25 protein-coding genes and 1 pseudogene are annotated in these 25,053 nt (G+C 70.7%); 11 read left to right on the forward strand and 15 right to left on the reverse strand.

Going from position 1 to position 25,053, the window contains the following annotated elements; all coding sequences use genetic code 11:
* Window positions 1–101 precede the first annotated feature (101 nt).
* Together GT347_RS12385 and GT347_RS27840 are read right to left on the reverse strand one after the other, a co-directional pair.
* Complete coding sequence (locus GT347_RS12385; RefSeq protein ID WP_160552235.1) at window positions 102–758, reverse strand: OmpA family protein; 657 nt, start codon at window positions 756–758, stop codon at window positions 102–104.
* Between the two features lie 92 nt (window positions 759–850).
* Window positions 851–976: a hypothetical protein gene (locus GT347_RS27840; protein WP_268236193.1), complete on the reverse strand. Its 126-nt coding sequence runs from the start codon at window positions 974–976 to the stop codon at window positions 851–853.
* On the opposite strand from GT347_RS27840, the gene mltA reads away from it, so the two are divergent.
* The 3 genes from mltA (at window position 975) to GT347_RS12400 (ending at window position 3,069) form a co-directional block, all read left to right on the forward strand.
* The gene (gene mltA / locus GT347_RS12390; protein WP_407704153.1) at window positions 975–2,180 is read left to right on the forward strand and encodes a murein transglycosylase A; all 1,206 of its coding nucleotides are present in this window, start codon (window positions 975–977) and stop codon (window positions 2,178–2,180) included. The genes GT347_RS27840 and mltA overlap by 2 nt on opposite strands.
* Complete coding sequence (locus GT347_RS12395; protein WP_160552237.1) at window positions 2,177–2,572, forward strand: hypothetical protein; 396 nt, start codon at window positions 2,177–2,179, stop codon at window positions 2,570–2,572. Before mltA ends, GT347_RS12395 begins: the two co-directional genes overlap by 4 nt.
* Window positions 2,573–2,661: 89 nt before the next feature.
* Window positions 2,662–3,069, forward strand: coding sequence for a LytTR family DNA-binding domain-containing protein (locus GT347_RS12400; protein WP_160552238.1), 408 nt, complete (start codon window positions 2,662–2,664; stop codon window positions 3,067–3,069).
* 12 nt (window positions 3,070–3,081) lie between these two features.
* Here GT347_RS12400 and GT347_RS12405 read toward each other — a convergent pair whose 3' ends face one another.
* The 7 genes from GT347_RS12405 to GT347_RS12435 form a co-directional block, all read right to left on the reverse strand.
* Complete coding sequence (locus GT347_RS12405) at window positions 3,082–5,499, reverse strand: fimbria/pilus outer membrane usher protein (protein WP_160552239.1); 2,418 nt, start codon at window positions 5,497–5,499, stop codon at window positions 3,082–3,084.
* 6 nt (window positions 5,500–5,505) lie between these two features.
* The gene (locus tag GT347_RS12410; RefSeq protein WP_160552240.1) at window positions 5,506–6,222 is read right to left on the reverse strand and encodes a fimbria/pilus chaperone family protein; all 717 of its coding nucleotides are present in this window, start codon (window positions 6,220–6,222) and stop codon (window positions 5,506–5,508) included.
* Window positions 6,219–6,941, reverse strand: coding sequence for a DUF1120 domain-containing protein (locus GT347_RS12415; RefSeq protein WP_160552241.1), 723 nt, complete (start codon window positions 6,939–6,941; stop codon window positions 6,219–6,221). Before GT347_RS12415 ends, GT347_RS12410 begins: the two co-directional genes overlap by 4 nt.
* A 140-nt stretch (window positions 6,942–7,081) precedes the next feature.
* Window positions 7,082–7,810: a DUF1120 domain-containing protein gene (locus tag GT347_RS12420; RefSeq protein ID WP_160552242.1), complete on the reverse strand. Its 729-nt coding sequence runs from the start codon at window positions 7,808–7,810 to the stop codon at window positions 7,082–7,084.
* 135 nt (window positions 7,811–7,945) lie between these two features.
* Window positions 7,946–9,319 (reverse strand): pyruvate kinase, encoded by a 1,374-nt coding sequence (pyk, locus tag GT347_RS12425; RefSeq protein WP_229722907.1) that lies wholly within the window; start codon window positions 9,317–9,319, stop codon window positions 7,946–7,948.
* 236 nt (window positions 9,320–9,555) lie between these two features.
* Window positions 9,556–11,433, reverse strand: a complete 1,878-nt coding sequence (locus GT347_RS12430) for a gamma-glutamyltransferase family protein (RefSeq protein WP_160552244.1) — start codon at window positions 11,431–11,433, stop codon at window positions 9,556–9,558.
* A gap of 211 nt (window positions 11,434–11,644) precedes the next feature.
* The gene (locus tag GT347_RS12435) at window positions 11,645–12,838 is read right to left on the reverse strand and encodes a phosphoglycerate kinase (protein WP_160552245.1); all 1,194 of its coding nucleotides are present in this window, start codon (window positions 12,836–12,838) and stop codon (window positions 11,645–11,647) included.
* A 226-nt stretch (window positions 12,839–13,064) separates the two neighbouring features.
* On the opposite strand from GT347_RS12435, the gene GT347_RS12440 reads away from it, so the two are divergent.
* Window positions 13,065–13,442, forward strand: a complete 378-nt coding sequence (locus tag GT347_RS12440; protein ID WP_160552246.1) for a response regulator — start codon at window positions 13,065–13,067, stop codon at window positions 13,440–13,442.
* Window positions 13,443–13,451: 9 nt separating this feature from the next.
* Here GT347_RS12440 and GT347_RS12445 read toward each other — a convergent pair whose 3' ends face one another.
* Genes GT347_RS12445 through def form a run of 5 tightly spaced genes read right to left on the reverse strand, consistent with a single transcriptional unit; the run spans window position 13,452 to window position 16,617 of the window.
* Window positions 13,452–13,799, reverse strand: a complete 348-nt coding sequence (locus GT347_RS12445; RefSeq protein WP_160552247.1) for an AzlD domain-containing protein — start codon at window positions 13,797–13,799, stop codon at window positions 13,452–13,454.
* Complete coding sequence (locus GT347_RS12450; RefSeq protein ID WP_160552248.1) at window positions 13,799–14,602, reverse strand: AzlC family ABC transporter permease; 804 nt, start codon at window positions 14,600–14,602, stop codon at window positions 13,799–13,801. The genes GT347_RS12445 and GT347_RS12450 overlap by 1 nt, the downstream gene beginning before the upstream one ends.
* A complete protein-coding gene (gene fmt / locus GT347_RS12455; protein WP_160552249.1) occupies window positions 14,599–15,561 on the reverse strand; it encodes a methionyl-tRNA formyltransferase in 963 nt (320 codons plus the stop codon). The genes GT347_RS12450 and fmt overlap by 4 nt, the downstream gene beginning before the upstream one ends.
* Before the next feature lie 10 nt (window positions 15,562–15,571).
* Window positions 15,572–16,108 carry an outer membrane protein assembly factor BamE gene (locus GT347_RS12460; RefSeq protein ID WP_160552250.1) on the reverse strand — a complete coding sequence of 179 codons (537 nt, stop codon included), beginning with the start codon at window positions 16,106–16,108 and terminating at the stop codon, window positions 15,572–15,574.
* Window positions 16,105–16,617: a peptide deformylase gene (gene def, locus GT347_RS12465; protein ID WP_160552251.1), complete on the reverse strand. Its 513-nt coding sequence runs from the start codon at window positions 16,615–16,617 to the stop codon at window positions 16,105–16,107. Before def ends, GT347_RS12460 begins: the two co-directional genes overlap by 4 nt.
* 190 nt (window positions 16,618–16,807) lie before the next feature.
* On the opposite strand from def, the pseudogene GT347_RS12470 reads away from it, so the two are divergent.
* Window positions 16,808–18,012 (forward strand): annotated as a pseudogene (locus GT347_RS12470) (LysM peptidoglycan-binding domain-containing protein).
* Between the two features lie 23 nt (window positions 18,013–18,035).
* The gene (gene dprA, locus GT347_RS12475; RefSeq protein ID WP_160552252.1) at window positions 18,036–19,172 is read left to right on the forward strand and encodes a DNA-processing protein DprA; all 1,137 of its coding nucleotides are present in this window, start codon (window positions 18,036–18,038) and stop codon (window positions 19,170–19,172) included.
* A gap of 3 nt (window positions 19,173–19,175) precedes the next feature.
* On the opposite strand, the gene GT347_RS12480 is transcribed toward dprA, so the two are convergent.
* A complete protein-coding gene (locus GT347_RS12480; RefSeq protein ID WP_160552253.1) occupies window positions 19,176–20,504 on the reverse strand; it encodes a chloride channel protein in 1,329 nt (442 codons plus the stop codon).
* 148 nt (window positions 20,505–20,652) lie between these two features.
* Between GT347_RS12480 and ssb the strand changes: the two genes are divergently transcribed.
* The 5 genes from ssb (at window position 20,653) to GT347_RS12505 (ending at window position 25,049) form a co-directional block, all read left to right on the forward strand.
* Window positions 20,653–21,213 carry a single-stranded DNA-binding protein gene (gene ssb / locus GT347_RS12485; RefSeq protein WP_160552254.1) on the forward strand — a complete coding sequence of 187 codons (561 nt, stop codon included), beginning with the start codon at window positions 20,653–20,655 and terminating at the stop codon, window positions 21,211–21,213.
* 93 nt (window positions 21,214–21,306) lie between these two features.
* The gene (gene dbpA / locus GT347_RS12490; protein WP_160552255.1) at window positions 21,307–22,722 is read left to right on the forward strand and encodes an ATP-dependent RNA helicase DbpA; all 1,416 of its coding nucleotides are present in this window, start codon (window positions 21,307–21,309) and stop codon (window positions 22,720–22,722) included.
* 355 nt (window positions 22,723–23,077) lie between these two features.
* Window positions 23,078–23,860 (forward strand): DUF3034 family protein, encoded by a 783-nt coding sequence (locus GT347_RS12495; protein WP_229722855.1) that lies wholly within the window; start codon window positions 23,078–23,080, stop codon window positions 23,858–23,860.
* A gap of 17 nt (window positions 23,861–23,877) precedes the next feature.
* Window positions 23,878–24,411 (forward strand): group I truncated hemoglobin, encoded by a 534-nt coding sequence (locus GT347_RS12500; protein ID WP_160552256.1) that lies wholly within the window; start codon window positions 23,878–23,880, stop codon window positions 24,409–24,411.
* Complete coding sequence (locus tag GT347_RS12505) at window positions 24,408–25,049, forward strand: methylamine utilization protein (RefSeq protein ID WP_195812412.1); 642 nt, start codon at window positions 24,408–24,410, stop codon at window positions 25,047–25,049. The genes GT347_RS12500 and GT347_RS12505 overlap by 4 nt, the downstream gene beginning before the upstream one ends.
* Window positions 25,050–25,053: the final 4 nt, after the last annotated feature.

Genomic DNA, 25,053 nt, shown 5'->3' on the forward strand with positions numbered 1-25,053 from the left:
TTTCGAGGGGAAGGACAAGCCCTGCATGCTAGGCCCATGCGGCGGCCCGCGGTGATCGATTTTTCACCGCGGTTCATAAGCCCAGCTAATGGGCTATGCGATCAGGAGCGGCCCTGCTCGCCGATGAAGATCTCGACGCGGCGGTTCTGGGCGCGGCCGGCGGCGCTGTCGTTGCTGGCGATCGGCTGGTGCGAGCCACGGCCTTCGACCTCGAAGCGGCGCGAGTCGATGCCGCGCATCACGATGTAGTCGCGGGTGGCGGCGGCACGGCTGACCGACAGCGGATCGTTGACCGCATCGCTGCCGGTGTTGTCGGTGTGGCCGACGATGCGCACCGTGGCGCCGGGGTTGCCCTGCAGGCTGGTGGCGAAGCGGTCCAGTACCGGCGCGAAGTTGCTCTTGACGTTGGCCTTGCCGGTGTCGAAGGAGACATCGCTGGGCACATCGAGCTTGAGCTGGTTGTCCGAGGTCTGCGAGACCGCGATGCCGGTGCCCTGGGTGGCGGCCTGCATGTCGCGCTTCTGCTTTTCCATGCGTTCGGACCAGATGTAGGTGCCGAGGGCACCGACGCCGGCGCCGATCAGCGCGCCCTTGCCGGCATTGCCGCCGCCGGCCAGGGCACCGATCACGGCGCCGCCGGCCGCGCCTGCGCCCGCGCCGACAGCGGTGCGGCGCTGGGTATCGGACATGTTCATGTCGGCGCAGCCGGTGACGAGCAGCACGGCGGCGGCGGTTCCTGCGAGGATGAGTTTGCGCATGGCGAGAGTCCTTCTTTATGGGTTTTCGAGGCGAAAACCCATTATTCGAAAGGCCCTGGCCGGCCGCCGTTTCGTCATGTAAACCCTTTGGCCTACTGCTCCGGGTCCCGCTCGGCCGGCGGCGGCTCGCCGCGTTTGCGGCCGGCGAACATGGTCCACCAGACGATGAGCAGGAGCACCCCGAGGGCCAGCAGGGCTTCAAGCAGAATCAGCAACATGACAACAAGACTCCCGCGGCGTTCGGTGGACCGGGCCATTCTAGGAATCCTGGCGACGGCCACCGCCCTGCTGCTGGCCGCCTGTGCCGTACCCACCTTGCCGCCGGACGCATCCGCGCCCGCTGCCGTGCCCGGTGTCGGCGAACCGGCCATCGGCCGCCCGGGTGCCTTCGCGCCGGTGCCCGCCGCCCCGGTGGCAGGCCGTGGCCGCTGGGTGCCGGCGGACTGGTCGGAGCTGCCCGGTTTCGCCGACGACGACCTCTTCGAGGCCTGGAACGCCTGGACCAAGAGCTGCGAGAAACCCGGCCCCGCCTATGCCGCCCTGTGCGGCGACGTGCGCCGGCTCAGCATCGGCACGCCCGAGGAGCAGCGCGCCTGGATGATGGCCAAGCTGCAGCCCTACCGCGTCGAGTCGGCCGAAGGCAATCCCGAGGGCCTGCTCACCGCCTACTACGAGCCGGTGGTGCCGGCCAGCCGGCTGCAGGCGCCGGGCTTCAACGTGCCGCTGTACGCGCCGCCTGCCGGCCTGGGCCAGCGCAAGCCCTGGTACACCCGCCAGCAGATCGACACCCTGCCCGAGGCCCGCGCCGCGTTGCAGGGCCGCGCCCTGGCCTGGCTGGCCGACCCGGTGGAGGCCATGGTGCTGCACATCCAGGGCTCGGGCCGGCTGCGCATCAGCGAGCCCGACGGCAGCGTGCGCCTGGTGCGCCTGGCCTATGCCGGCACCAACGACCAGCCCTACCGCAGCATCGGCAGCTGGCTGCTGCAGAACGGCCAGGTGCGCGACGCCACCTGGCCCGGCATCCGCGCCTGGCTGGCGCAGAACCCGCAGCGCACCAACGAGCTGATGTGGACCAATCCGCGCTACGTGTTCTTCCGCGAGGAGCCGCTGGATGCGCTCGATGCCTCCTTCGGCCCGCGCGGCGCCCAGGGCGTGGCGCTGACGCCCGGCCGCTCGATCGCGGTGGACCGCACCAGCATCCCCTACGGCACGCCGGTCTGGCTGGCCTCGCCGGGGCCCACGGCCGCGCTGCAACGTTTGGTCATGGCCCAGGACACGGGAAGTGCCATCGTCGGAGCGGTGCGGGCCGACTACTTCGTCGGCTGGGGCGCGGATGCCGGCGAGGCCGCCGGCCGCCTCAAGCAGAGCCTGCGGCTGTGGGCCCTGTGGCCGCGTGGATTATCGGGAGGACCTTCGCCATGACATTTCTGCTGATGCCCTCAAGGCTCTCCAGGCGCGCTGCCCGCCGCACGGCCGCCCTGGCCCTGCTGCCCCTGGCCGCCGCGCTCGGCGGCTGCGCCACCGGCCCCTTCGCCAACCACTTCTCCGGCACCGCCTACCGCTGCGACAACGGCGTGGCGGTGCGGGTGAAGGAAACCGAGGGCCGGGCCACCCTGCAGACCGGCCGCGGCACCGAGGTGCTGCTGCGCGATGCCGGCGGCGTGGGCCCGCAGCAGGCGGTCTACAGCAATCCGCAGGTGCGGCTGCAGACCGGCATGGATCCGGAGGCGCGCGGCGCCTTCCTCGAAGGCATGGTGGCCGGCGGCAAGGCGCGCTGCCTGCGGGAACGCTCCTTCACCGAGTGGTTCCAGTAGGGCCTGCCGGCCCGCGGTCCGGTCGTACGGACTATTGCGTGGCGGACCGGGCGATGGTCCCCTAGCGGCTTTGCACCGCCCTCCGCTCCATGGTCCAGCGCGCCGAAGCATTCCAGACTCCGCATCCCCCGCAGCCTTCGACCGCCGTGGAAGCGGCCGCCGCATCGGCGCCGCGCCTGGTCGCCATCTCCCGCGGGCCGGAGATCATCGTGGCGGCGCTGGACCAGGTGCGTTATTTCCAGGCCGAGGGCAAGTACACCCGGGTGCTGCTGGCCCGGGAAGAGGGCATGCTCAATCTCGGCATCACCGCGGTGCAGGCGCAGCTGCCGCCAGGCCTTTTCGTGAAGGTGCACCGCAGCGTGGTGGTGAATCTGGCGCTGGTGCAGCGGGTGCGCCGCGACGAGCTCGGCCACATGTACCTGTGCCTGGATTCCCGCAACGAGCGGGTGCGGGTGGCGCGCACCTGCGAGGCTTATTTCCGCACCGGCATCTTCTGAGGCGGCGCCGCTTCACAGGCAGCGCGCCGAGGCACGGATGAAGAAGTCGTCGGGCCGCGCCGGCTCGGGCTCGAACAGCCCGATGGCGCAGCGCTGGCCGTCGGCGAGTTCGGCCGACCAGCGGTCCTGCTCGTCGCGCTGGATCACCAGCGCCCGTCCGTCGTCGTCGGACACCGTCACCAGTTCGCTGCCGTTGCGCAGGATGGCCGAGCCCGCCGGCAGGCGCGAGCCGTCGGCCAGGCGGATGGCCAGCATCCAGCGATGCACCCGCTGCAGGCCCATGTTCAGGCGCAGCACCGCGCCGCGGCCGGCCTGCACCACCTGCAGGCCGTCCTGCACCTCCACGTCCAGCGGCACCGACTTGCCCGCCAGTTCGATGCGCGAGTCGAGATAGGCCGGCAGCGCCGGCAGCGCGGCCAGGCCGTGGGGACCGGACCAGACAGGGCCCTGCGGCGTGTCGATGCGCACCAGGGCCACATCACCGGTGCGCACCGTGCCGAAGCTGTCCTGCACCGGGTAGGGCGAGAAGGCCAGGCCGTCGCCGGTCAACACCACGCCGCCGCTGGCTTCGCCATGCAGGGACTGGCTGGGGCCGCTCTGGCTGATGCCGGCCGACAAGGTGCTGAACCAGGGCGTGCCGTAGACGGTGAGGTCGCGCCCGGACGGGCCCGAGCCCTCGTCCATGCTGGCGCGCCAGCCGAACTGCGGATGCACGCGCTGCTCGACGGAGATGCCGCGCCGCGCCAGGCCGTCCTGCTGCTGCAGGGTGCTGCGGCTGGTGGCATTGCCGCCCAGCGGCCAGCTCAGGTTGACGAAGAGCGAATTCGAGCTCGCCGCGCCGGACACGGCCGAAGGCGTATGCGTGTCGCGCCGCGCCAGGCCCACATTGAGGCTGGCGCCGGCGGCGAAGCTCTTGCTCCAGGCCAGGTTCACCGTGTCGGCCGCGCCGCTGCCGGCCTGGTTCACCCGCGCCAGGCCGAGGGAGACGGCACCCGCCGCGCCCGCATGCCAGCCCAGCGCCAGCCCCAGCTGGGAGCGCTGGGCGACATCCTCCGTGTCCTGCACCGAACGGTAGCCCGGGCTGCGCAGGCTGGCCGACACACCCAGGCTCCAGGCACCGCCGACCGCGCGGCTGGCCGTGGTGCTGCCGAGCAGGCCCTGCTGCCCGCCGTGCTGCGAAACCAGCAGCTGGCCCCAGAGCTGCGACTGCAGCGACTCCAGCCGCGCGTTCACCGCGGTACCGGCCGCCGCATATCCGGCCGAGGCCAGCAGGCCGGCCACACCGGCCAGCGGGCCGTGGGTCCAGCCGCGCGAGCCGGAGGCCAGCGCCGGCCCTGCCGCCAGGCGTTCGCCGCCGGGGTCGCGCAAGGTGCCGGCCGCCAGGTTCCAGCCCTCGAACTGGGCGTTGCCGGCGGCCAGCAGCAGTGTCGCGGAGGGCACCACATAAGCCTGGCTGGCGCCGCCCTCCTCCTGCAGCTGCACCTCCAGTTCGCTGTTGCGGTCGGTCAGCACATAGTTGGACAGGGCGTAAGGGCCGGGTGGCACCACCGTGTCGAGCAGCGGCACGCCGTGCTGCAGCAGCCGCACCCGCGTCAGTGCGTTGGCCAGGCCGGTCACCGCGTAGCTGTTGCCGGCGATCAGCGTGCGTTCCGGAAAACCCTGCACCCCCAGCAGCGGCAGGCCGCCGAAGAGCGGATCCTGCAGCGACAGCAGGCCGGCCTGCAGCACCTGCTGGCGCGCTTCGAGGGTGGTCTGCGCATAGGCGCCGCGCCAGCGCAGGCGGGACGCGCTGCCGCTGCTGCCGTCCCAGTCCTGCTGGGAACGCAGCAGCCAGCCGCCGGCATTGAGGCCGGCGGTGGTGTCGACATAGCGGTTGCGCAGGCGCGGTGCATCGCCGCCGGCACCGAAATCCAGCGCATAGGCGCGGTAGTTGAAGAGCGCGCCCAGGCCGCCCGAGATGCTGCGCGACTGCGGCGCCACCGGCCGCAGCAGCTCCTGCGGCACGCCGATCTCGACCGCGCCGGCCTGCGGCCGCAGCGAGACCAGGGCGCGCGGCAGCACGCGGCGCGGGTCGGGGCAGGCATCGGGCGCGGCGGCGCCGTCCCCGGCCGCCAGCAGTCCCGCCTCGGCCAGGAAGGCGGGCAGGAAGCAGGGCTGGCCGCCGGCATCGAACAGCAGCCGGTGCACGCCGCGCGATTCGCCGTTGATGCTCAGCTGCACCGCCTGCCAGCCGGCGGCAAAACGCCCGCCGGCCGCGAAATAGCGGGCCAGCGAGGGCGGCAGGCCGCGCTCGCCCAGCAGCTGGGTGTCGAAGGTCCAGGACTCGTCGCCGACCGCTGGCGGCGGCGGGCCTGGCTGCGCCCCGGCAGGAGGGCCGGCCAGCGCCAGGCAGGCAGCGGCCAGCAGGAGGGTGCCCGGGCGCCGCCGCACATCACGTCAGCGGCGGATGGCCGCGTCGTAGGGGGCGGCGGCAAAGCCGTGCAGCGTGGTCGGGAAGAGGCGCACCGCGCTCAGGCTGGCCGGATCCAGGTCGGCCGGCAGCGCGGCATGCAGCACCTCGCCCGGCAGGATGAAGGTGCGGCCCAACAACTCCAGCGGGCGCTGCGCGGGCAGCAGCAGGGTCTCGCGCGCCAGACGCACCACGTAGGCGCTGGGATTGCGCAGCACCAGCTCGCGGCCCTCGGTGCCCAGCAGCAGGCGCCGCCAGGGCGCGTCGTCGGGCTCCAGGCCGCGCGGCGAGATCACCACCGGCAGGTCGTAGCGGATGTTGAGCTGCACCTGCGAGCGGTCCCGCGCGGTGCTGCGCGGCGGTATGCCCTCGAAGGTCACCCTCTTGAAATGCTGCGCCACCAGCGGCTGCTCCGGCCGCTCCAGCACGAAGCGCACCACCTGCCGGGCCTGCGGCTCGACCCGCGCCACCGAGGGCAGCGGCACCAGCTTGAGCGCCCGGTCGCCCTCGTCCACATCGTAGATGCGGCTGTAGAGCAGCAGCGGCCGCGGGTCGCGGTTCTGCAGGCCGATCTGGGCCTGTCCGCCGTCCTCGGAAACCAGCAGCACCGCCGCATCCGGCACCAGGCCGGAGCTGGCGTTCTGGGCGGCGGCCGCGGCCCAGCCGCAGGCCGCCAGGGCCAGCAGGGCGGCGGACCGCCTCACAGGCCGATCAGGGTGATGGTGGCCGAGCCGTCGAGCAGGATGTCGCTGGTCGCGCCATCGACCACCGCCTGCAGCGGTTCGAAGGAGAAGTCGATCGGGCCGGAAACGTCCGCCAGCGCGCCGGGCGCGGTGTCGACCGGCAGGGAGGTGAAGCCCAGCGACTTGCCCGAGGGCAGGAAGATGTCGTCGTTGCCGGTGGCCCGGGTCCAGGTGCTGGCCGCGGTGGCCGCGCCGTCCGTCAGGAACGCGCCCTGGGGTGCGATCGCGTCGGCCGAGGTGGTCGCCTTGACCACCAGCTTGGTGAAGCTGACGACATAGCGCCCGATGTTCTCCACCGGCCCGCTCGGCGATGTGTAGCTGCCCAGGCCGTAGCTGTAGCCCTGCCCCGCCGGCCCCGACACCGTGCCGGCCCGGTTGTCGACGAAGGACAGGGCGAAGCGCGTGGGCGAGGTGCAGCCCACATGCAGGTCGAGGGAGCGGACGACGTTCGCATCGAGACCGCTGTAGCGCTGCGGATTGGTCTCCACGGGCCAGGTCTTGATGGTGCCGGTGGAGATCGGGCCGAAGTCCGCCACGCCGCCGCCCGAGAGCGTCAGCACGCAGGGCGAGGGCGTGATGGTGCCGATCACCGTCCAGCCGGTGGAGCTCCGCGCCTGGGCCTGGGCACCCAGGCCGGCGGCCATCAGCAGGGCGGCTGCAGCGAAAGTTCTTTTCAACATGGCGATACCTTTTTGCGGGTGATGGAGAGGGCCATGCTAGGCAGTGTCCGGCCGCTGCGCGGGACCCATGGGCACGGACGGTCGCGGGACGCGCATCAGCGGTGCTCCAGGCGCAACGAAGGGCATGGCGGCGGCCCGCCTCACAGGCCGATCAGGGTGATGGTGGCCGAGCCGTCGAGCGACATGTCGCTGGTCGCGCCATCGACCACGGCCTTCAGCGGCTCGAACATGAAGACGAGGCCGCCCAGGACCCTGGCCAGCGCGCCGGGAGCGGTGTCGAACGCATCGGCGGTGAAGCCCAGGGACTTGCCGGCCGGCAGATAGACGGCGTCCAGGCCCGTGGCCTGGGTCCAGGTGCTGGACGGGGTGGCGGCGCCGTCGGCCAGGAAGGCGGCCTTGAACTTCGACAGGGAGTCTCCGGGGGACCGGCCGACGTAGAGATTGCTGAAGTTGACGACGTATCGGCCGATGTTCACCACCGGTTCGCCCGGCGGCGCATAGCCGCCCAGGCCGTAGCTGTAGCCCTGCCCTGCCGGCCCCGACATCGTGCCGGCCCGGTTGTCGACGAAGGACAGGGCGAAGCGGGTGGACGAGGTGCAGCTCACGCTCAGGTTCATCGACCGGCTGACGTTGGCGTCGATGCCGCTGTAGCGCGCGGGATCGGACTTCACCGGCCAGGCCTTGACGGTGGCCGTGGACAGGGGGCCGAAGTCGGCCACGCCGCCGCCGGTGAGCGTCAGCACGCAGGGCGAGGGCGTGATGGTGCCCGCCACCGACCAGCCGGTGGAGCTGCGCACCTGGGCCTGCGCCAGCAGGCAGGTCGCCAGCAGCAGGCCGGCGGCGACGACGACATTTTTTCTCGGCCACATGGCGCGCCTTTCATCGAACGATGGGAAGGCGGCCATGCTAGGCAGGGCCCGGGCCGCGCGCCGGCCCCATTGGCATGAGCCGGCGCTACGCGGCCACCAGTGGCACGGTGGCGGCCACGAAGCGCTCCGGACGGCTCAGACCGCCCGGCAGATCTTGAGCATGTTGGTGCCGCCCGGCGCGCCCATGGGCTCGCCGCAGGTGATGGCGTAGACGTCGCCGCTCTTCATGATCCCGCGGTCCTTCAGGTACTGCTCGGCCTCGGACAGCGCCATGTCGCGCTCGGCGCTCGAATCCATCAGCAGCGGCCGCACGTTGCGGTAGAGCGCCATGCGGCGCTGGGTGGCGATGCGCGGGGTCAGCGCATAGATCGGCACCTGCGTGCGGTGGCGGCTCATCCACAGCACGGTGGAGCCGCTGTCGGTCAGCGCCACGATGGCCTTGGCGCCCAGGTGGTTGGCGGTGAAGAGCGCGCCCATGGCGATGGACTGGTCGATGCGGCGGAAGGTCTGGCCGGTGAAGTCCGAGTCCAGCTCGAACTCTTCGGCGGCCTCGGCGGCCGAGCAGATGGCGGCCATCTCCTGCACCACTTCCAGCGGATAGCGGCCGGCGGCCGTCTCGCCGGACAGCATCACCGCATCGGTGCCGTCGAGCACCGCGTTGGCCACGTCGCTCACCTCGGCGCGGGTGGGCACGGCGTTGGTGATCATGCTCTCCATCATCTGGGTGGCGGTGATGACCAGCTTGTCCGACTCGCGGGCCAGCTTGATCATGCGTTTCTGCAGCGCCGGCACGGCCGCGTGGCCCACCTCCACCGCCAGGTCGCCGCGCGCCACCATGATGCCGTCGGACACCCGCAGGATCTCGTCGAGTTGCGGCAGCGCCTCGGCCCGCTCGATCTTGGCGATCAGGCCGGGCTTGTGCTTGAACTCGGCGCCGGCCACGTTGCAGAGCTGGCGGGCCATCTCCATGTCGGTGGCGTTCTTGGGGAAGCTCACCGCCACGTAGTCGGCCTGGAAGCTCATCGCGGTCTTGATGTCCTCCATGTCCTTGCCGGTGAGCGCCGGCGCGGTCAGGCCGCCGCCCTGCTTGTTGATGCCCTTGTTGTTGGACAGCTCGCCGCCGATGCGCACCACCGTGTGCACCTCCTCGCCGCGCACCGACTCCACCTTCAGCACGATCAGGCCGTCGTTGAGCAGCAGGATGTCGCCGGCCTTCACGTCGCGCGGCAACTCCTTGTAGTCGAGGCCGACGCCCTGCACGTCGCCGAGTTCGGTGCGGGAAGCGTCGAGGATGAAACTCGCGCCCTGCTCCAGCTCCACCCGGCCGGAGAGGAACTTGCCGACGCGGATCTTCGGGCCCTGCAGGTCGGCCATGATGGCCACCTCGCGGCCGGCGCGCTGGGCGGCCTCGCGCACCACGCGGGCACGCTCGACATGGTCCTCGGCCTTGCCGTGGCTGAAGTTCAGGCGCACCACGTTCACGCCGGCGCGGATCATGGCCTCGATCATCTCGGGCGTGTTGGAGGCCGGGCCCAGCGTGGCGACGATCTTGGTGGCGCGGCGCGGGCGGTTGGAAGCGGTGAGTTGGGCGGCGGCGGGAATGGCGAAGGGCAAGGTGGTCTCCATCGGATCGAAGCGGGTGATTCTGCTACCGCTCGCGCGGCAGGCCCATGACGGATACCCAAAGAAAAACCCCGCGGGGCCATGATGGCGCCGCGGGGTTCGTCCGATGGGCAGGGCCCGTATCAGGGCGTGAAGGTGTCGCCCAGCACCACGCCTTCGCGGCGCGGATCGGTGCCGCCGGTCCAGATCGGCGCGCCCTTGTAGGTCGAGGCGATGATGTTGCCCACGCCGCTGGTCTGCGCGCCGGTGGAGATGGTGTGGCCCATCGCCGTCAGGCCGGAGACCAGGGACGCCAGCTGGCCGTTCACGAAGTACGGATGCTCGCCGCCGATGGTGGTGGTGGGGCTGTTGCTGGCACCGAAATCGACCAGGCTGGCCGACTGCTGTGCATCCAGGCCCCAGTCGAGTGCACCGACCAGCGTCTTGACCACGTACTGGATGATGGTGCCGCCGCCGGGCGAGCCGGTGGCCATCACGAAGTCGCCCTTGCTGCCGTCGGCCGCGATCTTGAAGACCATGGTCGGCGCCATCGTGCTGCGCGGGCGCTTGCCGGGCGAGACCCGGTTGGCGACCAGCAGGCCGGTGGTGGTGTCGATCGGGTTGGCCGAGAAGTCGGTCAGCTGGTTGTTCAGGATGAAGCCGTTGGTCATGTGGAAGGAGCCCATGCTCGATTCCACCGTGGTGGTCATGGTGGCGACGTTGCCCTTCTTGTCGACGATGGTGAAGTGGTTGGTGCCGTGCTCGACCGTCGTGTCCACGCCCTGCGGCACCGCGCCCAGCGCACCGGCCGTGGCGGTGCGCATGCTGGTGCTGAAGCTGATCAGGTTGGCGCGGCTGCTCAGGTAGTTCTTGTTGAGCATGGTGTCCCAGGTGCCGCCGGGCAGGGGCACGAAGTCGGTGTCGGCCACGTACATGTCGCGGTCGGCATAGGCCAGGCGCTCGGCCTCGGTCACCAGGTGCACGCCCTTGACCGTCGGGATGCCGCCTTCGTCGGTGCCGGCGGGCTTGTACAGCCCCATGTTGAAGTTCTCCAGGATGCCCATGGCCGAGGCCACGCCGATGCCGCCGGAGGACGGGGGCGACATGCTGCAGACCCAGTAGGCGCGGTAGGTCACGCAGACCGGCTCGCGGCGCTTGGCCTTGTAGCCGGCCAGGTCGGCCATGGTGGTCAGGCCGGGGGTGATGGCCGTGACGCCGTCCGCGGCCAGGGTGATGCCGATCTTGGCCACGATGTCCTGGGCGATCTGGCCGGTGTAGAGGGCGTCCGCGCCCTGGGCCGCCAGCTTGGTCAGCGTGGCGGCGTACTTGGGGTTCTTCAGCACGGTGCCCAGGGCCTTGGGTGTGCCGTCGGCGTTGAAGAAGTACTCGGTGGCCTCGGCATCGCGCTTGAGGCTGGTGGCATTGCTGGAGATGGCCGCGGCCAGGCGGCCGCCGATCGGGAAGCCGTTGGTGGCCAGGGAGGTGGCGCTGCCGAACAGGTCCTTCCAGGCCATCACGCCGTGGTCCTTCTGCGCGAGTTCGAGCATGCGCACCGCGCCGATGGTGCCGATGGAGCGGCCGCTGGCGCGGGCACCGGTGGGCAAGGGGGCGGCGGTGGAGGTGCCGGTCTGGTCGATGTAGCGCAGGTAGTTGTTGGTGGCAGCGGCCGGCGCGGTCTCGCGGCCGTCGTAGGCCTGCACCGTCTTGGCGGTGGCGTCGTAGTACAGCATGAAGGCGCCGCCGCCCAGGCCGGTGGCCTCGGGCACGGTCAGGCCGAGCACGGCCTGCACGGCGACGGCCGCATCGGCGGCGCTGCCGCCGGCTTTCAGCACATCGCAGCCGGCCTTGCTGGCCAGCGGGTTGGCCGACGACACCATGAAGGTCTTGGAATAGGCCGTCTTCAGGCCGACGCGGTAGCCCGATGCGGCTTCCGGCAGCGAAGGGTCGCCGGCGGCGCCGCTGCCCACCACCACGGTGGTGCCGTCGGCATTGGTGGTGTTGCAGCTGAGGTCGGCGACCACCGGGGCGCGACGACCGCGGGCGGCGGAGGCGCCACGACGACAGGATCGTTGCCCCCGCCACAGGACGCGAGGAGCGCCGTCAGGGCGACCAAAGACCCGAGGGCCGGCTTGCTGAAACTTTGTTGCATCACGGTATAGAACTCAAACGTATAAGTTAAGAACCGTAACCGTAAGCAAGGCCCATGCCTCTCGGGGTCTTCCCCGAAAACGTTCAGCCGGCCGCGCGCTTTTCCAGGATCTCGAAGGCCGGCAGGGTCTTGCCTTCGAGGATTTCGAGGAAGGCGCCGCCGCCGGTACTGATGTAGCCGACGTCCTTCTCGATGCCGTACTTGGCGATGGCCGCCAGGGTGTCGCCGCCGCCGGCGATGCTGAAGGCGGGCGACTTGGCGATGGCGCGTGCGATGGTCTCGGTGCCATGGGCGAAGGCATCGAACTCGAACACGCCGACCGGGCCGTTCCAGACGATGGTGCCGGCGGCTTCGAGCTGCGCGGCCAGGGCCTTGGCGGTCTCCGGGCCGATGTCCAGGATCAGGTCGTCGTCGGCCACGTCTTCGGCGCGCTTGACGGTGGCGGTGGCGGTGGGGCTGAACTCCTTGGCGACCACCACGTCGGTGGGGATGGGCACGGCCGCGCCGCGCTCGCGCATGGCGTCGATCACGGCCTTGGCCTGGTCCAGCAGGTCGGGCTCGGCCAGCGACTTGCCGATCGGCAGGCCGGCGGCCAGCATGAAGGTGTTGGCGATGCCGCCGCCGACGATGAGCTGGTCCACCTTGCCGGCCAGGGCCTTCAGGATGGTGAGCTTGGTGGACACCTTGGAGCCGGCCACGATGGCGGCCAGCGGACGCTTCGGGTTGGCCAGGGCCTTGCTGATCGCATCGATCTCGGCCGACAGCAGCGGACCGGCGCAGGCCACCGGGGCGTATTGCGCGATGCCGTAGGTGGAGGCTTCGGCGCGGTGGGCGGTGCCGAAGGCGTCGTGCACGAAGATGTCGCAGAGCCTGGCCAGCTTCTGCGCCAGCGCCGGGTCGTTCTTCTTCTCGCCCTTGTTGAGGCGGCAGTTCTCCAGCAGCACCACGCTGCCCGGGGCGACCTCTACGCCATCGACCCAGTCGGACACCAGCGGCACTTCGCGGCCCAGCAGTTCGGACAGGCGCGCGGCGACGGGCGCCAGGCTGTCCTCGGGCTTGAACTCGCCTTCGGTCGGGCGGCCCAGGTGCGAGGTGACCATCACCGCCGCGCCGGCCTTCAAGGCCAGCTCGATGCAGGGCACCGAGGCGCGGATGCGGGTGTCCTCGGTGATGCGGCCGGACTTGTCCTGCGGCACGTTGAGGTCGGCACGGATGAAGACACGTTTGCCGGAGGCGTCGCCGCGGGCGCACAGATCGGAGAAGCGAAGGATGTTCATTCGAGGATTTTGAAAAGTTCGGAAAAAGGGAAAGGGATTCGCGATTCCGGGCCCGCTCCCGCCCTTGGTAACCGCCTGGTAACCGGGCGATTGTAGAAACGCCCGATGCACCCGCCGCCACTCGGCTTTTCTGAGACGGCCTAGTCCTACATCCGGTGAGCCGGTCTGCTGGCCTACTGTGCGGTCTTCGCCAATACTGCCTCGCGCTTTCCGATGCCGACGTGCCATGCTTTCCGCCTTCCTCGTTGAAGACAATCCGCTGATCCGTGAGAACCTGAGCGCGGCCTTGACGGAGCTGGCGCCGGTCCAGATGCTTGGCTGGGCCGCCGGCGAGGAGGCCGCCCGCCAGTGGTTCGCGGCGCACGACGACTGGCATCTGGCCATCGTCGATCTCTTCCTGGAAGACGGCAACGGCCTGGGTGTGCTGCGGGCGCTGCAGGCGCGCGACGAGCCGCGCCAGCATGTGGTGGTGCTGACCAACTACGCCACGCCCGACATCCGCAAACGCTGTACCGACCTGGGCGCCGACGCGGTGTTCGACAAGTCGTCCGAGATAGAGGCGCTGGCCCAGTACTGCGACGAGCTGGCGCAAGCCTCATCCTGAAATCCTCCGCTACCAGCCCAGCCCGATGTGCAGGGGCAGGTAGACCAGCATGCCCGCCACGATGGTGAACAGGATGCTGCGCCGCCAGAAATACACCGCCATGCCGACCGCCGCCGCCGGCAGTCGGGCATCGGCCCAGGTGGTGAGGAAATGGCCGTCGCGCATCAGCAGTTCCGGCGCCACCACCGCGGCCAGCGCCGCCAGCGGCGCATAACGCAGGCCGCGCTGCAGCAGCGAGGGCAGGCGCCATTCACGCTCGGGCAGCATGAAGAAGCTGCGGCTGAGCAGGGTGATGACCCCCAGGCCCACCATGGTCAGCAGGTCGAGCGCGGTATCGAGCCAGTCGCCGCCGGACATCAGGCGCCGTCCTTCTTCGAGGAAGACGCCACCCGCGCGCGGCGCACCACCCGGCTGTGCGGCGGGATGAGCTGCTCGGCCACCAGCCCGACCACCACCGCGGCCGCGATGCCGACCAGGATGTTGAGCTTGAGCGGCAGCGCGAAGGCGGCCACCGCGCCGGCCGCGGCCACCACGGCCGACAGCGCCTCCAGCCGCCCGGCCAGCATCGAGCCGGCCACGCCCAGCAGGGCCAGCACGCCGGCGAAGCCCAGGCCCCAGGCCACCGGAATCGTGTCGGCCAGGAAGATGCCGATCAGGCAGGGCACCTGCCAGAAGAACCAGTTGCAGATCGCCGCGCCCCAGAAATACGCCTCCTGGCCCGCTGCCGGCCGCTGCACCGGATAACGGCGCAGGAACAGCACGAAGACCACGTCGCCGCTGAAGTAGCCCAGCGCGCAGCGGCGCGGCCGCGGCAGGTGGCCGAAGAAGCTGCGCCACATCGAGCTGAAGATGACGAAACGCAGGTTGACGCAGCAGGCGGTCAGCCAGATCACCCAGATCGGCGAGCCCGCCGCCAGCAGCGGCAGGGTGGCGAGCTGGGCGCTGCCGGCATAGGTCAGCAGCGCCATGGTCACCGCCATGCCGGTGCCCAGGCCTGCCTTGGCCATGGCCACGCCGGTGACCAGGCCCCAGGCGCCCACGCCCAGCGAGGTGCCGAGGATGTCGATGGCGCCGCGGCGGAATTCCGGGTCGCGCGGCAGCTCGCGCCAGGGCACGGGTCCGGGTGCCGCGGCCTCGGATGCGAGGGCGGCGGCCGTCATGCCAGCAGGCTGCCGGCGGGCAAGGGATGGCCGCGCAGGAAGCCGTCGGCCGGCAGGCGTTTGCCGCCGGCGCGCTGCAGCACGCTGGCGCGCAGCACGCCCTGGCCGCAGCGCACGAAGACGCCGTCCGCGCCCGCGGCCAGCACGGTGCCGGGCGCGGCGCCGGCATCGGCCGCATGGCCTTCCAGGGCCTCGGCCGACCAGATCTTGATCGCCGTGCCGTCCAGCGCGGTGGATGCGCCCGGGAAGGGATCGAAGGCACGCACCCGGCGGGCGATCTGCACGGCGTCCTGCGACCAGTCGATGGCCGCCTCGGCCTTGTCGATCTTGGCGGCGTAGGTGACGCCTTCGGCGGGCTGGCGCTGCGGCTGCAGCGCGCCGCGTTCGGCCTGGCGCAGCACCTCGCACACCAGCGGGCCGCCGCGTGCGGCGAGTTTGTCGTGCAGGCTGCCGGTGCTGTCGTCGGGGGCGATGGGCACCGGCTCGGTCAGCAGCATGTCGCCGGTGTCCAGGCCGGCATCCATCTGCATGATGGTGTTGCCGGTCAAGGCGTCGCCGGCCTCGATGGCGCGGTGGATGGGCGCGGCGCCGCGCCAGCGCGGCAGCAGGCTGGCGTGGATGTTGAAGCAGCCCAGGCGGGGCAGGTCCAGCACCCATTGCGGCAGGATCAGACCGTAGGCGGCGACCACCATGGCATCGGCCCGCAGCGCGGCGAGCCGGGCCTGGGCGGCGGCCGCGTCCTCGGCGTAGCGGCCGTCCAGGCGCAGGCCGCGCGGCTGCGCCACCGGCAGGCCGTGGGCCTGGGCGAACTGCTTGACGGCCGAGGCCTGCAGCTGCATGCCGCGGCCGGCGGGGCGGTCGGGCTGGGTCATCACCAGGGCGATCTCGAAGCCCGCGCCATGCAGGTGTTCGAGCGCCGAGGCGGCAAAGGCGGGTGTGCCCGCGAAGACGATCTTCATGCCGCGGGGCCTAGCGGCTGTCGCGGTCGCGCGCGGCGAACTCGTCCGTGTAGATGATGCGCTGCACCACCCCGGCCGGGTCGATGTGGATGTGCACCAGGCGCGGGTTGTTCAGGTCGCTGAAGCGGTAGGTCCAGATGTCGCCCTGGAAGCTGTAGACCTTCTCCACCAGGCCGGGCCGGCCGAGCAGGCGCAGCACGTCGTCGCGGGTCCACTGGCCCAGCACGATGCGGTTGAAGTTGGTGTAGGTCAGGCCGTCGTCCACGCCCAGCAGGCGGCCGGCGGCATCGAAGTCGGCGTTCCACACATGCTGGCCGGCCGGCGCGGTGGAGTACTGCAGGCGCTGCCCGCCACCGGGCAGCGGGTACCGGGCGGTGGGCTGGCCGACGGCGGCGATCGCCGCATCCGGCGTGCTGCCGGCCGGCAGGTTGGCCGGGGAGGCGCAGCCGCCGGCGATGGCCGCGGCGGCCAGTGCCAGCACCAGGGCAGCCATGCGGCGGGGGTGGCGGGAGTGGCGGCTTGTCTCGTTCTTGTGCTTCGGGGTCATGCTTTCGCTTCGTCCTTCTGCTGCTTGAGCAGCTTGGTGCGGATGCGGTTGCGCTTCAGGGGCGACAGGTATTCGACGAAGACCTTGCCCAGCAGGTGATCGAGTTCGTGCTGGATGCAGATGGCCAGCATCTCCTCGGCCTCCAGGGTGAACTCCTTGCCGTCCAGGTCGGTGGCCTTCATGCGGATCGCGGTGGCGCGCTCCACGCCGTCGTAGATGCCGGGCACCGACAGGCAGCCCTCCTCGCCAGTCACCCGCTCGGGGCCATACCAGGTGATCTCGGGGTTGACCAGCACCAGGGGCTGGTCGCGGCCTTCGGACACATCGATCACCACCAGGCGCTCGTGCACATCGACCTGGGTGGCCGCCAGGCCGATGCCGTTGGCGTCGTACATGGTCTCCAGCATGTCGGCCACCAGGGTGCGGATGCGTTCGTCCACGGCCTGCACCGGGCGCGCGACGGTGTGGAGCCGGGCGTCGGGGAAACGGAGGATGGGAAGCAGGGCCATGGCAAAAGAACGCAGGTGTGGGGGGAAGGGGATGGCGGCCGGGACGGCATCGCCGTCGGGCGCGGATGTCGCTATTTTCGCCAATTCGGAGTGGTCCCTGACCGCCGCCGCCAATAATCGTTGTCGTCGCAAGGCCAAAGCGTAGAGAATCGGCGCGAGCTTTTGTAACCGAACCGCGAGCATTCTTCCGATGCCAGTGAGATTTCCGAGTCTGCGCCGTGCAGCCGCCCCCGCCACGATGGCCGCGGCCTGCCTGATGGCCATCGCCCAGCCCGCGGCCGCGCAGAACTATCCGGTGACGCCCACCCAGCGGGCCGTCGCCCAGGCCACCGCCGAGAGCGGCGTGCCCGAATCCGAACTCGCCCCCAACGCACCCGACATCTACACCGTCAAGCGCGGCGACACCCTCTGGGCGATCTCCGGCATGTACCTGCGCCGGCCCTGGCGCTGGCCGGAGCTCTGGGGCATGAACCTGGAGCAGATCCGCAACCCGCACCTGATCTATCCCGGCCAGCAGCTCTACCTGGAACGCAGCGGCGGCCGGGCCCGCCTGCGCACCACGCCGCCGGGCATGGGCGACGAGGCGCGCATCGAGCCGCGCATCCGCTACGACCGCATGGGCGCCAATCCGCTGCCCACGCTGCGGCCCTCGGCGATCGAGCCCTTCCTGGCCGAGCCGCTGGTGATCGACGGCCCGACGCTGGTCAACTCCGCGCGTTTTGTCGGCACCCAGGAAGACCGCGTCATGCTGGCCCGCGCCGACCGCGCCTATGTGCGCGGCGCCCCGGCCAGCCGCTGACCATGGCGCCCGGCACGCCGCGCAACTGGCGTGTGTTCCGCGACGCCACGCCGCTGAAGGACCCCAACACCGGCGAGGTGCTGGGCTACGAGGCGCAATACCTGGGCCGGGCCGAGCTGGTGCGCGGCGAGTCGGTGGAGAACAGCCTGCTGGACGGCAAGCCGCTGCAGGAAGTGGTGCCGGCCACCTTCGACATCACCGTCACCAAGGAAGAGATGCGGGTCGGCGACCGCCTGCTGCCCGAGCCGCCCACCCCCACCACCATCTACGTGCCGCGCGCGCCCACGGTGCCGGTCAGCGGCGCCCGGGTGATGTCGATCTACGGCAGCGCGGTGCTGGACGCGGCGCAGAACCAGGTCGTCTCGATCAACCGCGGCAGCCGCGACGGCTTCGAGCCCGGCTTCGTGATGGCCATCCTGTCGGAGGGCGACCGCATCGTCGACAAGACCGATCCGGACAAGGCCCGCATCAAGCTGCCCGACGAACGCAACGGCCTGCTGATGGTGTTTCGCACCTTCGACCGGGTCAGCTACGGCCTGATCCTGAACATCCGCACCGGTGTGAAGGTCGGCGACCGGCTGGTGTCGCCCGAGTAAGCACCGGGGCTTTCGGTCTGAGCATGGATCGCGCGGAACTCGCGGCCTGGCTGCGGCTCGACGTCACCCCCGGCGTGGGCCGGCATTCCGCCCGCAAGCTGCTGGCCGCCTTCGGCCTGCCGCAGGCCGTGCTGGACGCCAGCGGCGCCGCGCGGGCACAGGTGGCGGGCACGAGCGCCGCCGATGCGCTCGCCATCCCGCCGCCCGGCTTCGACAAGCTCCTCGACACCACCTGGGCCTGGCTCAACGAGGCCGAGCCCGGCGGCGCCGCCCGGCGTATCGCCACCCTGGGCGATGCGCACTACCCCGCCGCCCTGCTGAACATCGAAGACCCGCCGCTGATGCTCTACCTGCTCGGCCAGGAACTGCCCGGGCCGCGGACACCGGCGATCGCCATCGTCGGCACCCGCCACCCCACGCCGCAGGGCCTGCAGGATGCCCATGCCTTCGCGAGACATTTCGCGCAGTCCGGCATGACCGTCGTGTCCGGCCTGGCCCAGGGCATAGACGGCGCGGCGCACGAGGGCGCGCTCGACGGCGCCCTGCCGGATGCGCCCTGCGCCACCGTCGCCTTCGTCGGCACCGGGCTGGACCGCGTCTACCCGCGCCAGCACCGCGCCCTGGCGCACCGCATCGCCGCGGGCGGCTGCCTGGTCAGCGAATACGCGCTGGGCACGCCGCCGGTGGCGCACAACTTTCCGCGCCGCAACCGGCTGATCTCCGGCCTCACGCTGGGCACGCTGGTGGTGGAGGCCACCCAGCCTTCGGGCTCGCTGATCACCGCGCGGGTGGCGGCCGAGCAGGGCAAGGAGGTGTTCGCCATCCCGGGCTCCATCCATGCGCCGCAGTCGCGCGGCTGCCATGCGCTGATCCGCCAGGGCGCCAAGCTGGTCGAGAGCGCGCAGGACGTGCTGGAGGAGTTGCGCCTGCCCTCCGCATCGGTGCATGCGGCAACGGCGCAAGCGCCCGGGGAAGACGACAGCGCAGGTCCGGACCCGCTGCTCGAAGCCATCGGCCACGCCCCGGTCAGCGTGGACGCCCTGGTCGCCCGCACCGGCATCGCCGCCGCGCAGATCCAGGTGCAGCTGCTGGAACTCGAACTCGACGGCCGCATCGCCCGCCTCACCGGCGGCCTGGTGCAGCGCCTGGCCAGCGCCTGAGCTTCAGCCCCGGCGCTGGCCGGCCACCATGAAGTCGGCCAGGGTTTCGTACAGCGGCCGGGTCATCAGGCGCGACAGCAGGCTGGCCAGCATGGCCGCGGCCATCAGGCTGAGCACCATCGAATGGCCGTCGACCATCTCCATCACCACGATGAAGGAGGTCAGCGGCGCCTGCGTCACCGCCGCCAGGAAAGCCGCCATGCCCATGGCGATCAGGGCCGGGGCCAGATCGGCGCTGCCGGCGATCTGGGCCACGTCGTGGCCGATGCCCGCGCCTATCGACAGCGAAGGCGCGAAGATGCCGCCCGGCACGCCGCTCCAGGCGGTGAGCCAGGTGGCCAGGAACTTCAGCGGCACGTACAGCAGCGGCACGTCGGCATGGCCGGCCAGCATGTGTTTGACCGCCTCCGAGCCGGCGCCGAAACTCGCGCCGCCCGAGGCCAGGCCGAGCACCGCCACCGCCAGCCCGCAGCCGGCCGCGAAACGCACCGGATAGGCCGCGCGCAACCAGCCCAGGCGACCGCCGCCGCCCGTCAGGCTCATGGCGAGCAGCCGGGCGAACAGGCCGCCGGCCACGCCCGCCACCAGCACCGTCAGCAGCCCGGGCGCCAGCGCGGTCCACTGCAGGTGCGGCACCCGGATCACGCCGAAATAACTCAGGTTGCCGAAGGCCGAGACCGCCATCAGGCCGGCCAGCACGATGGCCGCGATGATCAGCCCGCTGCTGCGCGACTCCAGCTTGCGCGACAGCTCCTCGATGGCGAAGACGATGCCCGCCAGCGGCGCATTGAAGGCGGCCGCGATGCCCGCCGCGCCGCCGGCCACCAGCAGCGCATGCACCGGCACCCGCCCGCCCAGCCAGCGCTGCGCATGGGCCATGATGCCCGCGGCCACCTGCACCGAAGGCCCTTCGCGGCCCACCGACAGCCCGCCCAGCAGCCCCGCCGAGGACAGCAGGATCTTGGCCGCCGACACCCGCAGCGACACGAAACGCGGCCGGGCGGCGGCCGGCATCTCCGGGTCCAGCGCGGCGATCACCTGCGGAATGCCCGAGCCGGCCGCGCCGGGCGCGAAACGCCGGGTCAGCCAGACGATGCCGGCGGTGCACAGCGGCGTCCACAGCAGCAGCGACCAGCGGTTGAAGCCGTGCCAGGCGGCGAAGAGATCGGCGGCATATTCCGCCAGCAGGGTGAAACCGACCACCGCCAGCCCGGCGGCGACCGCATAGGCCAGCACGATGGCGCGGTCGCGCCAGATGCGGAAATCGGCGAATTCACGCCGCAGGTTCTGCAGGAGGTTCGGTTCCCGCGAATGCGGATCGGACGAAGACATGTGCGCCCGATTGTGCCTCGCATGCCGCCGCGGCCGTCCGTCGCCGGGCCCGCCCGGGACCGGATGCGGCACAATGCTGGCCTCGCGCGGGGCCGCGCCACCAGCGATTCGCCGCCCCGTCTCCCCTCCCCTTCAGGCACTGCAAAACATGGCATCCGTCAACAAAGTCATCATCGTCGGCAACCTCGGGCGCGACCCGGAAATGCGCTCCTTTCCCAGCGGCGACCAGGTGGCCAACGTGACCATCGCCACCACCGACCGCTGGCGCGACAAGACCAGCGGCGAGATGCGCGAAGCCACCGAATGGCACCGCGTGGTCTTCAACGGCAAGCTCGCCGAGATCGCCGGCCAGTACCTGCGCAAGGGCTCGCAGGTCTACGTCGAAGGCTCGCTGCGCACCCGCAAGTGGACCGGCCAGGACGGCATCGAGAAATACACCACCGAGATTCGCGCCGACCAGATGCAGATGCTCGGCAGCCGCACCGGCGCCGGCGGCGGTGGCGGCGCACCGCAAGGCGGCGGCTACGACGAAGGTGCCGGCGGCGGCTACGACAGCATGCCCGCACCGGCGCCCGCACGCCGCGCACCGGCACCGGCCGGCGCCCCCATGGCGGCACGCGCCCCGGCGCCCGCACCGCGCGCGGCGGCACCGGCGCCCAGCCGGCCGTCCTCGGGCTTCGACGACATGGACGACGACATCCCGTTCTAAGCCGACGCAGGTTCTCCCCACCGAAGACAAAGGGCTCCAGTCATCAGGCTGGAGCCCTTTTTCCATTGCCCCTTCCGAGCCGATCCACCCGCCATGAACACCAACGCCGCCACCACCGCCGCGACCTCCAGCTTCGACCAGCTGGCCCTCTCGCCCGCCACCATCGCCAACCTCACCGCCCTGGGCTACACCGCCATGACGGCGATCCAGGCCGCCGCCCTGCCGCCCGCCCTGCTCGGCAAGGACCTGATCGCCCAGGCCAAGACCGGCAGCGGCAAGACCGCCGCCTTCGGCCTGGCGCTGCTGGCCAACCTCAACCCGCGCCGCTTCGCCGTGCAATCGCTGGTGCTCTGCCCCACCCGCGAGCTGGCCGACCAGGTCACCGCCGAGATCCGCCGCCTGGCGCGCGCCGAGGAGAACATCAAGGTCGTCACCCTGTGCGGCGGTGTCGCCATGCGCGGCCAGATCGCCAGCCTGGAGCACGGCGCCCACATCGTGGTCGGCACGCCGGGCCGCATCATGGACCACCTGGAGCGCGAGACACTCGACCTGTCCGCCCTCAACACCCTGGTGCTGGACGAGGCCGACCGCATGCTCGACATGGGCTTCGTCGACGACATCGCCAAGGTGGCCGCCCGCTGCCCCGCCAACCGGCAGACGCTGCTGTTCTCGGCCACCTACCCCGAAGGCATCGCCAGGATCGCCGCCCGTTTCATGCGCGATCCGCAGCGCATCGAAGTGGCCTCGCAGCATGCCGAGGCACGCATCCGCCAGCTCTGGTACGAGGTGCGCGAGAACGAGCGCCTGCAGGCCGTCACCCAGCTGCTCGACCATTTCCGGCCGGAAAGCACCCTGGCCTTCTGCAACACCAAGCAGCAGTGCCGCGACCTGGCCGAGGTGCTGCAGGCGCGCGGCTTCTCGGCCCTGGCGCTGTACGGCGAGCTGGAACAGCGCGAGCGCGACCAGGTGCTGGTGCAGTTCTCCAACCGCAGCTGCTCGGTGCTGGTGGCCACCGACGTGGCCGCGCGCGGCCTGGACATCGCCCAGCTCGAAGCCGTCATCAACGTGGACACCACGCCGGACGCCGAAGTGCACATCCACCGCATCGGCCGCACCGGCCGCGTCGGCCAGGCCGATGCCGAGGGCCTGGCGCTGAACCTGGCCAGCCTCAACGAGATGGGCGCCGTCGGCCGCATCGAGCAGCTGCAGGGCCGCGAGTCGGACTGGCACCAACTCAGCGAGCTCACCCCCGCCCCCGGCGGCACCCTGGTGCCGCCCATGGCCACCCTGCAGATCATCGGCGGCCGCAAGGAAAAGATCCGCGCCGGCGACGTGCTGGGCGCGCTCACCGGCGACTGCGGCTACACCCGCGAGCAGGTCGGGCGCATCAACGTCAACGATTTCTCCACCTATGTGGCGGTGGATCGGAACATCGCCGCGCAGGCGGTGGAGCGGCTGTCGGCCGGCAAGGTCAAAGGACGCAGTGTGAAGGTGCGTGTTCTGGAATAAAGTCACGATCTTGCGCGCGTGTCCATTTGCGTTACCAGGTGTGACTTAATGAGTACATTCCTGCCGCAAATGTGGGAATCCACGCGTTAAAAAGTACTCGCTTGCGGTATCTTTGAAGCTCTTCGCGCGGCTGCATCGGCGTCTCCTCACCGCCAGCAGCGGCGCCAGTTCTCAAGGTTGACCCAATCGATCCTCGTGGCAACCAGGAGCTCCAGGTGGAAAGCAACGTGTTACACATTCCTTTTCGGCGCCGCATCCGGGGCCGTTCGGCCGCTTGTGCCGCCGCCTTGCTGGCGCATGCCGCGCATGCCCAGTTCGTTCCCCCGAACCCGACCGCACCGGCAGCGGCAAGCTGTTGCTGACCGGCGGCGTCTCGCAGGTCGAGGGCGCGGCCGGCGGCGGCCTGGTGCCCTGGGCCGTCGTCAGCGGCTACGACACCGGCGGCCAGTGGGGCGGCAATGTGCACGCCACCCGGGTGCGCACCGGTGAATTCAACCTCGACACCTACGGCGTGGCCGTGGGCGTGAACGACCGGCTCGAACTGACCCTGGCGCGCCAGATCTTCGACACCCGCGCCGCCGGCGCCGCGCTCGGCCTCGGCGCCAACTTCAAGTTCGAGCAGAACATCGTCGGTGCCAAGCTCAAGATCATGGGCGACACGGTGCTGGACGCCGACACCTGGATGCCCCAGGTCGCCGTCGGCATCCAGTACAAGCAGAACCAGCAAGGCGACGTAGTGCGGGCCGTGGGCGCGCGCAGCGACTCGGGCACCGATTTCTACGTGGCCGCCACCAAACTATTCCTGGCCCAGAGCGTGCTGGTCAACGGCACGGTGCGCATGACCAAGGCCAACCAGTTCGGCCTGCTGGGTTTCGGCGGGCCCAACGGCAATTCGTACAAGCCGCAGGCCGAACTCTCGGCCGCCTACCTGTTCCGCAAGGACCTGGCCGCCGGCGCCGAATTCCGCACCAAGCCCAACAACCTGGCCTTCGCCCGCGAGCAGAGCGCCAAGGACATCTTCGTGGCCTGGGCGCCCAACAAATACCTGTCGCTCACCGCGGCCTACGTCGATCTGGGCGACATCGCCACCGTGCGCAACCAGCACGGCTGGTACCTGTCCGGCCAGGCCGGCTTCTGAGCGGAGCGCACCCTGCCATGACATCCCTGTTTGCCCGTATCGCCGCCGCCTTCCTGTGCGCGGCATGCCTGGTCGCCGCGCCCCTGGCGCGTGCCGACGAAGCCCTCTACCAGCAGTTCGGCGGCGAAGAAGGCCTGCAGCGCATCGCCGACGACATGATCGCCAACTCCTTCTCCAACCCGAAGACGGCGCCCTACTTCGCCAAGGCCTCGGTCAAGCGCCTGCGGGTGCAGCTGGCCACGCACTTCTGCGAGCAGATCGGCGGCCCCTGCAAATACACCGGCAGCTCGATGAAGAACGTGCATGCGCCACTGCACATCGACCGCGCGGCCTTCAACGCGCTGGTGGAGAACCTGCAGGCCGCCATGGACAAGAACAACGTGCCCTTCCGCGCGCAGAACCAGCTGCTGGCCAAGCTCGCGCCGATGTACCGCGACATCGAGAACCCGCGCGACGCGCCTTCCGTGGTGCCGCTGCGCGAGCCCCTTCCCTCTCCCGACGAGCCGGCTGAAGCCGCGCCGGCCGACACAACCAAGCCCGCCACGCCATGAACACACAAGTCTCGTCCCGGCAGCTCGCCCGTCGGCTCGCGGCGCTGGCACTCGGCCTGATGGCCGCGGCCGCAGCGCAGGCAGCCGGTGTCGCGGTGCAGGCCGTCAACGCCCGCGGTGCGGCGCTGTCCAACGTGGTCGTCTACGCGGTGCCGGTCAACGGCAAGGCGCCGGCGCTGGAGCCCGGCAAGAAGGCCATCATCGACCAGATCGACCGCGAGTTCGTGCCCCTGGTCTCGGTGATCCAGACCGGCACCGCCGTCAGCTTCCCGAACAAGGACGACGTCGAGCACGCGGTGTATTCCTTCTCGCCGCCCAAGCGCTTCGAAATCAAGCTCTACTCGGGCGTGCCGGCCCGGCCGGTGGTGTTCGACAAGCCGGGCATGGTGACCCTGGGCTGCAACATCCACGATTCCATGGTCGCCTATGTGATGATCGTGGACACTCCGTACTTCGCCAAAACCGACAAGTCCGGCCGCGCCACTATCGAGAACCTGCCGGCCGGCGCCTACCGCATCACCGCCTGGCATCCCCAGCAGCGCGACCCCAATGCCTTAATGACGCAGAATACGGATGTCGCCGCCGGCACCGCCACCGCGCCGCCACTGAAGTTCACGCTGCCCACCGAAACCAACTGAGATC

Origin of the sequence: Xylophilus rhododendri (genome assembly GCF_009906855.1) — a bacterium.
In the GTDB taxonomy this organism is placed as follows: Bacteria; Pseudomonadota; Gammaproteobacteria; order Burkholderiales; family Burkholderiaceae_C; genus Xylophilus; species Xylophilus rhododendri.